General features: G+C 52.9%; 9 protein-coding genes. 5 read left to right on the top strand and 4 right to left on the bottom strand.

All coding sequences use genetic code 11. The features are described 5' to 3' along the window. Positions 1-306: 306 nt before the first annotated feature. Genes Q0X57_RS05085 through dnaA form a run of 3 tightly spaced genes read right to left on the bottom strand, consistent with a single transcriptional unit; the run spans position 307 to position 2,757 of the window. Positions 307-690, bottom strand: a complete 384-nt coding sequence (locus Q0X57_RS05085) for a thioesterase family protein (protein ID WP_297728574.1) — start codon at positions 688-690, stop codon at positions 307-309. Between the two features lie 13 nt (positions 691-703). Then, on the bottom strand, positions 704-1,309 hold the full coding sequence (locus Q0X57_RS05080; protein ID WP_297728571.1) for an acyltransferase: 606 nt from the start codon (positions 1,307-1,309) through the stop codon (positions 704-706). A gap of 20 nt (positions 1,310-1,329) precedes the next feature. Next, positions 1,330-2,757, bottom strand: a complete 1,428-nt coding sequence (gene dnaA, locus Q0X57_RS05075) for a chromosomal replication initiator protein DnaA (RefSeq protein WP_297728568.1) — start codon at positions 2,755-2,757, stop codon at positions 1,330-1,332. 1,011 nt (positions 2,758-3,768) lie between these two features. On the opposite strand from dnaA, the gene Q0X57_RS05070 reads away from it, so the two are divergent. The 5 genes from Q0X57_RS05070 (at position 3,769) to Q0X57_RS05050 (ending at position 9,539) form a co-directional block, all read left to right on the top strand. Continuing rightward, positions 3,769-3,972 (top strand): PspC domain-containing protein, encoded by a 204-nt coding sequence (locus Q0X57_RS05070; RefSeq protein ID WP_297728577.1) that lies wholly within the window; start codon positions 3,769-3,771, stop codon positions 3,970-3,972. A gap of 26 nt (positions 3,973-3,998) precedes the next feature. Further along, a complete protein-coding gene (locus tag Q0X57_RS05065; RefSeq protein ID WP_297728565.1) occupies positions 3,999-4,667 on the top strand; it encodes a winged helix DNA-binding protein in 669 nt (222 codons plus the stop codon). Positions 4,668-4,694: 27 nt separating this feature from the next. Then, on the top strand, positions 4,695-6,506 hold the full coding sequence (locus Q0X57_RS05060) for a long-chain fatty acid--CoA ligase (protein WP_297728562.1): 1,812 nt from the start codon (positions 4,695-4,697) through the stop codon (positions 6,504-6,506). Between the two features lie 79 nt (positions 6,507-6,585). Next, a protein-coding gene (gene prfB / locus Q0X57_RS05055; RefSeq protein WP_100067362.1) for a peptide chain release factor 2 occupies positions 6,586-7,708 on the top strand; the annotation gives its coding sequence in 2 pieces (ribosomal slippage) (positions 6,586-6,648 and positions 6,650-7,708; 1,122 coding nt in all). A gap of 13 nt (positions 7,709-7,721) precedes the next feature. After that, entirely contained in the window at positions 7,722-9,539 is a 1,818-nt protein-coding gene (locus Q0X57_RS05050; RefSeq protein ID WP_297728556.1) for a DNA topoisomerase 3, read from the top strand. Between the two features lie 432 nt (positions 9,540-9,971). On the opposite strand, the gene cls is transcribed toward Q0X57_RS05050, so the two are convergent. After that, positions 9,972-11,402 carry a cardiolipin synthase gene (gene cls / locus Q0X57_RS05045; protein WP_297728553.1) on the bottom strand — a complete coding sequence of 477 codons (1,431 nt, stop codon included), beginning with the start codon at positions 11,400-11,402 and terminating at the stop codon, positions 9,972-9,974. Positions 11,403-11,926: the final 524 nt, after the last annotated feature.

Here is an 11,926-nt window from a genome sequence, read left to right as displayed (position 1 = left end):
ATCAACACAGAGAGCGGGTCTGCTCAGTGACGAACAGACCCGCTCTCCTTATATTGGGGAGACTAGTGGCGATGCCTTACCCAAGTTTCACGGCAAAAACGAGTTTCGGGACGTTTTGCCCCGAAACTAGAGGAGGCGAGAGTAGTAACTCACTGAATGTCAGATAAAGTTCTGCGGCGAGCGGTGCTGATTCCGATTTGTAGGACACAAAGTCTGGATAATATGTTGGATTGTGCTTAGAGTGCGATCCTTTTTTTGTGAGTATAAGTTGGACTTCTTAATTAAATATACGATTTAGCCAAATAATCACTCCTTGATGCCTAAACGCTCTAGGAATCGTTGACGAGATACGATGAAACGTTCATGCGTAGCCTGAGCCACGACGCCAGTTTGGTCGGTTGCCTCGATAGCAAAGGTGAGTTTGCGCCCCTCTATTGATGAGAGCTGCGCTGTGACCGTAATCGTCTCTCCGATGGGTGTCGCATGCTGGTGGTCGGTCGTAATCATCGTGCCGACAGTCGTTGAGCCCTCCTCGGTATAGTTGCGAGCGAGGAGCATAGCTGCATTCTCCATAAAAGCGATCAGCGCAGGGGTGGCGAGGACAGGCATATCGCCCGATCCCATCTCTGCAGCACTGTGCTTTGGCTCGATGATGTATTGCTTGGTTAGAGTGGTTGGTTTGCTTTCCATATTCATATATCGATTATTGGTTGTCATAAGTTATAGTGTTGCCGTCGTGGCTTAGACGGTAGGTGCGCTGCTCCTCCGCCACGTAGCAGGAAGAACCTTCGGAAAAGTCTAGCTTGGACCCCTCCTGGCTCACCCAGCCAATCTGGCGAGCGGGATTGCCCACGACAAGAGCGTAGGGAGCCACGTCACGGATCACGACTGTGCCTGCGCCAATCATAGCGTAAGCGCCGATCTTGACTCCGCAGAGGATCGTCGCATTGCCTCCGATAGAGGCCCCTCTACCTATATATGTAGGGCGAAACTCATGCTTCCGAGAGACTGTCGCACGTGGGTTGATCACGTTGGTGAAGACACACGAAGGGCCCAGGAAAACCTCCTCTTCGCAATGAACTCCTGTGAAGAGCGTGACATTATTCAGGACACGGCATCGGTCGCCTAGATGAACACGAGGCTGGACGACTACGTTTTGTCCTAGATGGCACTGCTCCCCGATGAAGGCATCGTGCATGATGTGGCAGAAGTGCCAGATGATCGTGCCAGTGCCAATGTGAGCCCCATCGTCAATGATCGTTGTGGGGTCTACGTAGCCTGTCTCGGTAGTACGGGAGGGGTGGGGCATAGCGGTGGAGCTTAGTCTGATTACTTGATCAGCGACTCAATAGCGTTGAGGTCTGAGCGAAAAGCTGTGGAGACCTCCGCCTGATCCTCCACTACCTTGCAACTGTGTAGCACGGTAGCGTGAGAGCGCCCACCGAGCAGTTCGCCGATAGCGCTAAGCGACTGATCCGTGTAGCGCTTCGCAAAGTACATAATTAACTGTCTCGCCTGAGCCACGTCAGCCTTTCTTGAGCGACTGCGCACTAGCTCTATCGGCACGTGAAAGTATTCGCACACCGTCTTCTCAATCATAGAGACGGTGATCTCCTTTTTCTCCTGCTTGACCGTCTGGCTGACGATCTTCTTGACGAAAGAGGAGGTGATGTCACATCCCTCGACGGCTGCGCGGGTGATAAGCGAAAAGAAGACACCCTGCAGACCACGTATGCTACTCGTCACAGTGCGAGCTATGTAGTCAATCATCTCTCGAGGCAGTATGCTCCCGCTCTCCTCGCTCTTGTGGCGGAGGTACTCCTTGCGGAGATCGTAGTCTGGGCGCTCGACCTCTATCGTCAGGCTACCCGCTATGCGTGAGATAAGACGCTCCTCAAGCCCAGCGAGGTTGACGGGCGCCGTATCGCTCGTCAGGACGATCTGCTTGCCCAGCATGTAGAGGTGGTTGAAGACCTGGAAGAAGGTAAGCTGCGTCTTCTTCTTGGCGATCAGCCCCTGTATGTCATCAATGAGGAGGACATCTACCTGCTGGTAGAAGTTGATAAAGTCGTTGGTCGTATTGGCTCTAGTGGCGGCAACGTACTGCATCTCAAACATATGAGAGGAGACGTATAGCACCTTTAGCTCAGGGTAAAGCTCTCTGATCCGCAGTCCGATGGCGTGGCAAAGGTGCGTCTTACCAACCCCCGAAGGACCATAGATAAAGCAGGGATTGAGAGCACCTTGTCCAGGCTTCTCGGCGATAGAGCGTGCGATGGAGCTGGCGGTGCGATTGGACTCTCCCTGATAGTAAGTGGCAAAGCTGAGCTGAGGTTTGAGCTGAGAGTCAAAGTCTGGCAGTTCACGAGGCTCTGTCCTTAGAGCCGGCGCTGCCCCACTTGCACTGACTGCATAGGCGCTAGCTGCTCCGTAGGCATTGCTGGCATAGCTCTGCGTGGGGAGCGTCACGGACGAATTCTTGCGATGAGAGGCTGCGCTGTCTACAAGCGCTTTGTACTTGAGGACTACGTTAGGACCGACTATACGCTGGAGCACCTGCTTGAGCTCGTTGATGAAGTGTGTCTCGATGTACTCGCAAAAGAACTGACTAGGCACACCGAGCGTCATCTCCACTCCGATGAGTGAGACTGGCTTGATGTGTGGAAACCAGGCGTTGTATGCCTCTGGTTGGATCATCGCCTGGAGGAGGACTGTACACTCAGACCACGCCCGCAGGGCTGCTTCTCTGTCAGTCATATTGATAAGTAGTCAGATATATGATAGTAGTCAATGTAAAATGAGGCTGTTACCTTTGCAACAGAATATGTGTAAAGCCCCCAAGAGGAAGTACCTCTGTGAGGGGTTACTTTTCATTTGCAAAGATCCTAACTTTGGCGATGCCGTGCAATAGGACAAAACGACAAAAGTACCCCTTCCTCTGGCTATCTTCATTGTTGTCAAAGAGTTAGATCAGATAGTTGTTGACAGCTAAGCAAGACAATGCAATATCCTTACTTTTAGCGTGTTGCGCTGTTTCTTATAGAGTTTGTATGGAGTAATAGACAGTCAAGGTTAATGGCTGTTTAGGTGATTACGAACTAGTTGCGAGAAGAGTCATCGTAAAGTCTTACTGTGTGAACGCAAACTTATACCAGCTCCTAATTTTGTGACGGAAGAGACGATTAACCTCGAGTGATTATAATACAGGGTTTTAGTTCTTTTTGGTCGCTCGGATGACGAAAAGTGAAGCTCCTCTTGTGTCAATCCAAGAGACCTCAAGGGGGGGGCTACAAAAAACAGAGCTGACGCATAATGCCGAATGGGATCATCTACATCTCAACTGGAGGAAATCAAACAATACCTCCGTGGATATGCTAGATTATCCACGGAGGAACGAACCAATTCCTCCGAACTTTTATTTCATTCTTCCGAAGTTTCATTTCATTCTTCCGAAGTTTTATTTCGGGACTCGGTGGAGAATTTTCGTTTTCCAGCGAGCTATTGAGATATTCCTCGGGAGCAACTGACTCCAACGGAGATGTAGGAGTCGCTATAAGGTGCGTCTATAGCGAGCTTCAAGGCATATATCCCTCGTTTATCGTTAGGTATAGGGGCTAGAGTACAAGGGTGCAATGCGTCAGCCTTGTTTTTTTGCGCCAGTCTCCTCGGAGGAGTCTGAGACTTTTTGTACATTTGTGGGTAAACGGGCGTGGTCTGTAGAGGTGTGACTGCATCTAAACTATGAACTTACTGAGTATCGTTACAATTATGGCTGATAATAAGAGATTTTACCGCTCTCACAACAAGTGTATCGCTGGCGTATGCGGAGGAGTCGCAGATTACTTCGGATGGGATCCGACTGTCGTACGGCTCGTCTACTTAGTGGCGACATTCTCATCGGCTTTCTCAGGCTTCCTGCTTTATATCGTCTTGTGGATTTTCGTCCCACAGGAGAGGTGTGGCTATAGATAAATAATCTTTTGAATGCATAGCATAATATGAGCTACCAATTACTACACGAGTTACTTGATTTAGTTGAGAGGTACGAGGAGTTTCGTGGCAATGCAGAGTTGTCAATGAGCAACTTCTTGCGTTTTGCTGATCAGTCTTTGGAGCAGCAGGCCTCAACCGAAGAGTCTGGGGTGGCTATGAAGGGTCATGCCTATCTCAATGCGATGATAGCGCGTGATATAAGTTTCGTCTATCGCTATATGCGCTACATCGTGCGTAAGGCGATTAAAGATACGCCTCTACAGACCATTGATGAGTATACCTACCTTATCACGCTGATGGCAAAAGGGGAGATGACCAAGACGGAACTCAACAATTATAATGTCATTGAGAAGACCTCTGGCAGTGAGATCATCCGTCGTCTACTCAAGAGCGGACTAATCTCACAGATGCGCAATATGGAGGATCGCCGTAGCCTACTCCTATCAATCACACCTGAGGGGCGACGGGTGGTCAGAGATCTCTTACCTCGTATGCAGCAGAGTAGCGATATACTCTTACGTGACTTGTCGTGGGATCAGAAGATTTTCCTCCACACGCTCCACGAACAGCTCTACGAGAGTAATCACCCGCTCTTCCTTACGGAGCGAGAGACTGACCTAGATGAGCTACTCAAGAAGGTCCCCATCAAGGATGCTACACCCCCTAACAAGTAACCGCTCCCTATAACCTCTAACTAGACTATGAATCATCTGAGTGAATTGCTCAAGCTCTTTGCTACTACTTATCAGCATAAGGCTCTACTCCGTTATATGGATCGTACGCCCGAGGAGCGGTGGCATGAGTGGACTGGCGAACAGCTGACGGAGCATGCGATGCTGGCAGCGCAGGCATTGGTACGCGCTGGTGTCAAGCCAGGCGACCGCGTGGCGCTCTACACGCAAAACATGATGGAGGGCATCATTACCGAGCTCGGACTGATGGCGATACGGGCTGTCTGCGTACCGCTCTACGCCACTTGCTCGCCCGAGCAGGTAGCCTTCATCACGGAGCATGCAGAGGTCAAGCTAATACTCGTGGGAGAGCAGTTTCAGTATAATAATGTCTATCCACTCCTAGCGACTCACCCTACGCTACGTCAGATGGTTATCCTAGACGAGCGGGTGGTACGTGACCCGTCTGATGAGCGAAGTGAGTACTTTGACACCTTCCTCTCTATGGGTGATGCGATGCCCTACGAGACGGAGGTGCGGGCACAGCTAGGGGCTGGGACTCCAGATGAGACGGCGGTCATCATTTACACCTCAGGCACTACGGGCACGCCAAAGGGGGTGCAGATCACCCATCACATGATCCTCACACAGGTGGAGCGTCACCAGAATCTCTTCCCGACGCTGGGAGATCACGATGTCTCGGTCAACTTCCTCCCGCTGAGCCATGTCTTTGAGAAACTCTGGGTCTACTACTGTCTTGCTACCGCTATCAAGGTGGTGGTAGTAACCTATCCGAAGCGTATTATGGAACTGATGCCTCAGATCCGCCCCACGGCTATGTGCAATGTGCCACGCTACTGGGAGAAGGTTTACCAAGGTGTCCAGGAGCATATCGAGCGGTCGAAGCCTGTGATGCAGCGCATCTACAGGAAGGCGCTACGCGTAGGGCACAAGTACCATATAGACTACCGTATCCATGGCCGCAAAGCGCCCTGGGGACTACGCATATCAAATGCCTTCTACCGCTACACGGTCTTCTATATATTGAAGCGTGTCCTAGGCTTGGAGCGGGGGCGCTTCTTCCCGACGGCGGGGGCCCCGCTTTCGAATGAGATCAACGAGTTCTTGCAGTCGGCTGGCTTTAACATAGTGGTCGGCTATGGACTATCCGAGTCAGCTGCGACGGTCTCTTGCTACCTACCTGGGCACTATGTGATAGGCTCCGTGGGTGAGGTAGTACCAGGCGTAGAGGTGCGCATTGACCCTGAGACTCAGGAGATACAGCTACGTGGCGACACGATCACGCCAGGCTACTATCATAATGACGAGGCGAATGCAACAGCCTTCACCGAGGATGGATGGTTTCGCACGGGCGATGCGGGACGACTGGAGGGGCGTACGCTCTATTACACTGAGCGGATCAAAGAGCTCTACAAGACGAGCAATGGTAAGTACATAGCCCCGCAGCAGATTGAGGCGCTGCTAAGTAGCAGTCCGCTCATCGAGCAGTGCGCCGTGGTGGCTGACCAGAGGAAGTTTGTCGCTGCGCTGATCTATCCGAACTACGAGCAGCTCCGTCGTCGGCTCCGTGAGCGTGGTCAGGAGGCGCTGGCGGACCTCCCCACGACCGAGCTAGCGCAGCGTAGCGAGGTGTGCGACATGTTGCTAAGTCACATAGAGCCGTTGCAGGCGCACTTGGCGGGCTTTGAAAAGGTCAAGCGCATTGCCCTACTGGCCGAGCCTTTCACCATTGAGGCGGGTACGCTGACACCGACGCTGAAGTTGAAGCGCAAAGCAATCCTCGAGCAGTACGCCGAGCTGATCGAAAAGCTGTACCTTTGACCTCCCAATTGACACAATAAATAAAGGAGCGCACGCCACCCCCTTCGTGGTATACGCTCTCAGATAGACACATATTATTATGATAACACAGGACCAACTAGCAGAGCTGTTGGAGCGCACGAAGGCGCTGGGGAGGTATCTTTGACATCGACCAGCGACGTGTCCAACTAGAAGAAGAGGAGCTCCGGACACAAGCTCCAGACTTTTGGGATGATGTGCCACGCGCCCAGCAGCAGATGCGACGTGTGGGCGAGATACGCTCATGGATCGAAGCTTTTGAAGCGGTCGATGCGGCTACGCAGGAGGTAGCTTTGGCGTACGACTTTTACAAAGAGGAGGCGGTTGAGGAGCAAGATGTGGACGATGCTTACGCTCGTGCCATCAAGCTGGTCGAAGACCTCGAGCTACGCAACATGCTGAGCGCTGAGGAGGACCGCCTAGGGGCTGTCCTCAAGGTCAATGCGGGCGCTGGTGGCACCGAGAGCCAGGACTGGGCCTCCATGCTGGTGCGTATGTACCAGCGCTGGGCAGAGCGGTCGGGCTACAAGGTGACTATCACCAACTGGCAGGACGGCGACGATGCGGGCGTCAAGACGGTCACCATGCAGATCGAGGGCGAGCTGGCTTACGGCTTCCTCAAGAGCGAAAACGGTGTGCACCGCCTCGTACGTGTCTCCCCATACAATGCACAGGGCAAGCGAATGACCTCCTTTGCCTCGGTCTTTGTCGTACCCCTCGTGGACGACTCGATAGAGGTGGAGGTGAACCCTGCCTTGCTCTCGTGGGATACGTTCCGCTCCAGTGGAGCTGGTGGGCAAAATGTCAACAAAGTGGAGACGGGCGTACGCCTGCACTACCAATACACCGACCCCGACACGGGAGTGCCTGAGGAGATAGTCATCGAAAACACCGAGACCCGCTCTCAGCTGGAGAATCGAGAGAACGCTCTGCGCCTCCTACGCTCGCAGCTCTACGACAAGGAGCTGGAGCGTCGTCGTGCAGCTCAGAATGAAGTTGAGGCGAATAAGAAGAAGATCGAGTGGGGCTCTCAGATACGTAGCTACGTCTTCGACGATCGCCGTGTCAAGGACCACCGTACGGGCTATCAGACTTCCGATGTTAACGGCGTAATGGATGGCGACATCGATGCTTTTATCAAGGCTTACCTGATGCAGACGGGAGCTGGCGCAACCAATGAGTAAGTTTGACTGACCTATGATCGTCTGCATTGCTGAGAAACCGTCCGTAGCGCGTGACATTGCCAAGATACTCGGAGCTACCGAGGCTCGCTCGGGCTATATCGAGGGCAATGGCTATGCCGTCACTTGGACCTACGGTCACCTCTGCACGCTCAAGGAGCCTGAGGACTACCAAAGCAGTTGGCAGGGGTGGCGACTCGCTTCGCTACCGATGATCCCAGAGCGCTTCGGCATCAAGCTGATCCACGAGGAGCACATCGAGCGGCAGTTTGCCGTGATCCAGGGGCTGGTCTCACAAGCAGAGCGGGTGATCAACTGCGGCGATGCGGGCCAAGAGGGCGAGCTGATACAGCGCTGGGTGCTTCAACTGGCGGGTTGCACTTGTCCCGTGGAGCGTCTCTGGATCTCCTCGCTGACGGACCAGTCGATCCGCGAGGGCTTTGCCAATTTGCGCCCCAGCAAAGATCTAGACACGCTCTACCATGCAGGCTTAGCACGAGCTATCGGCGACTGGCTCCTGGGAATCAATGGGACTCGTCTCTACACCCTCACCGACCGCTACAGTAGTCGGCAGCGAGGCGTTCGCTCCGTGGGGCGTGTGCAGACACCGACGCTGGCGCTTGTCGTGGATAGGCAGGCAGAGATCGAGAGCTTCGTACCAGTCACCACTTACGAGATGCAGACCACCTACCGCGGGACGCTCTTTAGGGCAGACACGACGCAGGAAGTCGAGGGAACCTTTGCCGAGCGCCAACAGGTCGAGGAGCTCATCGAGCGGATCGCTAAGGAGCCCCTCGTCGTACAGGCGGTCGAGCAGAAGAAGTCAACCGAGTACCCGCCACGCCTCTTCGACCTCACCTCCCTACAGGTAGAGGCAAATAAGAAGTTTGGCTTCACGGCCGAGCAAACGCTCCGACTCATACAGTCCCTTTACGAAAAGAAGGTGACCACCTACCCACGTGTCGACACCACCTTCCTCCCCGAAGACCAATACCCCAAGGTGGGAGAGACGCTCCAAGGCATCACTCGCCACGCTAAGCTCGGTGGCTTCATCGCTCCGCTCTTGAGTAGTGGCAAGCCACTGAAGAAGAGCAAGAAGGTCTTTGACAATAAGAAGATCACCGACCACCACGCCATCATCCCGACGGGACAGCTGAGCAGTGGGCTCACGCCCGACGAGGAGCAGATCTACCTCCTCGTGGCGCTGCGCTACATCGCTGCTTTCTACCCCGATGCTAAGGTCTCGACGACCACCGTGCGCGCCACCGTCGAGGAGTACCCGCTACGTGCCTCTGGCAAAACGATCCTCGTCGAGGGATGGCGCGAGGTGCTTAAGCCAGACAGTGGCAAAGAGGGCGACGACACCTCGGAGGGTGCGAAAGATAAGGAGCAGACACTGCCCCCCTTCAAGGAAGGCGAATCAGGTCCCCACGAACCAACGATCCGTGAGAGCACCTCTACACCTCCACGCTACTACACTGAGGCAACCCTCCTACGGGCTATGGAGACCGCGGGTAAGGGGGTTGAAGATGAGGAGCTACGGGATGCTCTCAAGATGAACGGCATCGGTCGCCCCTCCACACGCGCCGCTATCATTGAGACGCTTTTCAAGCGTGGCTACATAATTCGTGAGGGCAAGTCGCTACGCGCTACGCCAGCGGGCATACAGTTGATTGAGTCAATACAAGACCCGCTCCTCAAGAGCGTCGAGCTGACAGGTCGCTGGGAGCTCAAACTGCGTCAGATAGAGAGCCGAGAGTACGACCCAGGGCAGTTTCTCAACGAACTCAAAGCACAGGTCACCGCCCTCGTCTCCGAGGTGCGGGGGTTCTAGTTCAAAGTACCTGACGACATCTTGACGCTTTTGATTTTCCTCCTGAAAGGAGGGTAGAGGTCTATGGCTAGTATCACTAGAGGGGTATGGGCGACTGGGGCGATGTTGCTCTTAGTGATTTGTACAGCTCAAAATATTATCCTATATTTGTCGTAGCAAGATTCAGATAGGAGACTTGCGGAGCGCTCTCAGCTTATATATAATGTAGACGGCACAGACCTATGGCCGCACTGTTTGATACGGAAACTCTTCAAATCTAATAGACTATTCCGAGATCATTCTGCTTACTTGATGACCGGCCTCAATATACTCCTAGTGAGTATGTGAGCACTCGTTGCTCCAGTGGACTTCAGATGGTGGTGGATTCTCAAAACTTGTATGTTCTTCGGAGTTTTTCTAATCCACAGTGCGGCTTTTTTTTTGTGTCTGTACTCAGAGTAGTGGCGAGAATAGTCTAGCGACAGCCTCCCAGCTTCGTATCCACAGAGGACGCTTGTCCCACTCTGCTAGAGTAAGCTGGCTACACGACTGTAGGTCTAGCTCAAAGGTCTTACAGAGTTCCTCTGCGATTCGTCTATCATAGACGAAGGACATCACCTCTAGATTGATCTCCAAGCTACGGAAGTCCATATTAGCACTGCCTACACCGACGATGCGCCTATCCACTACCATTAGCTTAGAGTGTAGGAAGCCTCCTCGGTAGCGTCTCACATCAACACCTGCCTGTAATAATTGAGTTAGGTAAGAGTCCGAGGCTCGTTGCGTCAGATAGGAGTCTCCTCGCTCAGGTATCATAATGGAGACCTGTACTCCTCGTATGGCTGCGCTACAGAGGCTCATCAATAGACCCTCAGGCGGGAGGAAATAAGGAGTCTGTATCAATATCTCTTCGTGAGCCATCGAGCACGCCTTGATGAATGCTTGCTCAATGGTCTGCCAGTGCGCCTGTGGTCCATTCGTGAGGAACTGCATTGCTATCGGTCTCTCGTACGAGGATCCCCGATCAATCTCTGCAAAGTAAGGTGTTAGGTCAAAGCGCTTGCGTACCGCCACAGCCCAGTCCACTAGGAAGACCCGTTGCAGGCCCGCCACAGCACTACCCTCTATGCGAAAGTGCGTGTCGCGCCACTGTCCCAGTTCATTGCCCTGCGCATAGTACTGCGCCACATTCATCCCCCCGAGATAGCCGATCCGCTGATCTATCACCACCACCTTGCGATGGTTGCGGTAATTGATGCGCAGATCAATGAAGGGAAACCGCACTGGCAGGAACGCATAGACCTCACCTCCAGCCCTGCGGAGAGGTCTCCAGAAGCCCTTCACATCGCTCCAGAAGGAGCCCAGCCCATCATAGACGACCCGTACACGAACCCCCTCGCGAGCTTTGCTCACTAGGAGGTCACGTAGCTTGACCCCGAGTTCGTCGGAGGCGATAATATAGTACATCAGGTGTATCTCGCTTCTTGCAGAGCGTATGTCCTCAAAGAGCTGTCGGTACTTATCCGTGCCCACCGTGATGACCGACATTGAGGAGGCTGCAAGCACTGTGCGGTCGTCACTATTATAGAGCAACTTGCCGAGAGTTCCGTAGTAGGGATCCTCTAGGAGTGCTTGGTGAAAGCGCAGGTCGGTGTGCTCTAGAGGCATCTTATTAATCTCTTTGAGAAAGTCCTTAGAGACTAGTCTCATAGAGGCAGCCGAGCGACCGAAGAGCAGATACAAGACGACCCCCACGATGGGCAGAAAGAGTACGACCATCAGCCACGAGAACATCCGATAGATGTCATCGCCTCCCGTCAAGATGACGACCACCACGCCCACAACTAGGAGCGCATATAGGATAGTCAGCAGTATCGTCCACATAGATTTCAGTCATACGGAGCCCATCAAGCGTTGTAGCAGACTCGCTATCACAAAGGTAAGGAAATTAGTGATTAGAGACGAGTAGCCCTTTGTCTAGACGTGTGGTCGTCTCTCTCCTAACTTCCAATTTCCTTCCTCGGGAGAAAATCGGAAATCTCTACGAAGCAAACGAAAATTCTCCACCGAGGGACGAAATGAAACTTAGGAAGAATGAAATGAAACTTCGGAAGAATGAAATCAAAGTTCGGAAGAATTTGTTTGTTCCTCCGTGGAGGATCAGAAATCTCTACCGAGAGGTTTTCGATTCCCTCGGGGGTGTGGGCCGAGTAGCACTGATCGGCTGTCAACTGCTGGCTGTCGGTGAGCGAGAGACATCGGAGCTATCAGAGTGATCTGAGCCATCGGAATGATCGTACTCCTAACCTCTAATATCTAACTTCTAATATCTAACCTCTAACCTCTAATTTTTGACTTATAGGTCAAAATGGTGGGTGAGTTAAAGGTCTTTTCTAGGTATAGAGAGA

Source organism: uncultured Porphyromonas sp., from assembly GCF_947254915.1.
Lineage (GTDB): Bacteria > Bacteroidota > Bacteroidia > Bacteroidales > Porphyromonadaceae > Porphyromonas.
Note: the sequence above shows the minus strand (reverse complement) of the source record. Positions and strands in the feature narration are given on the sequence as shown.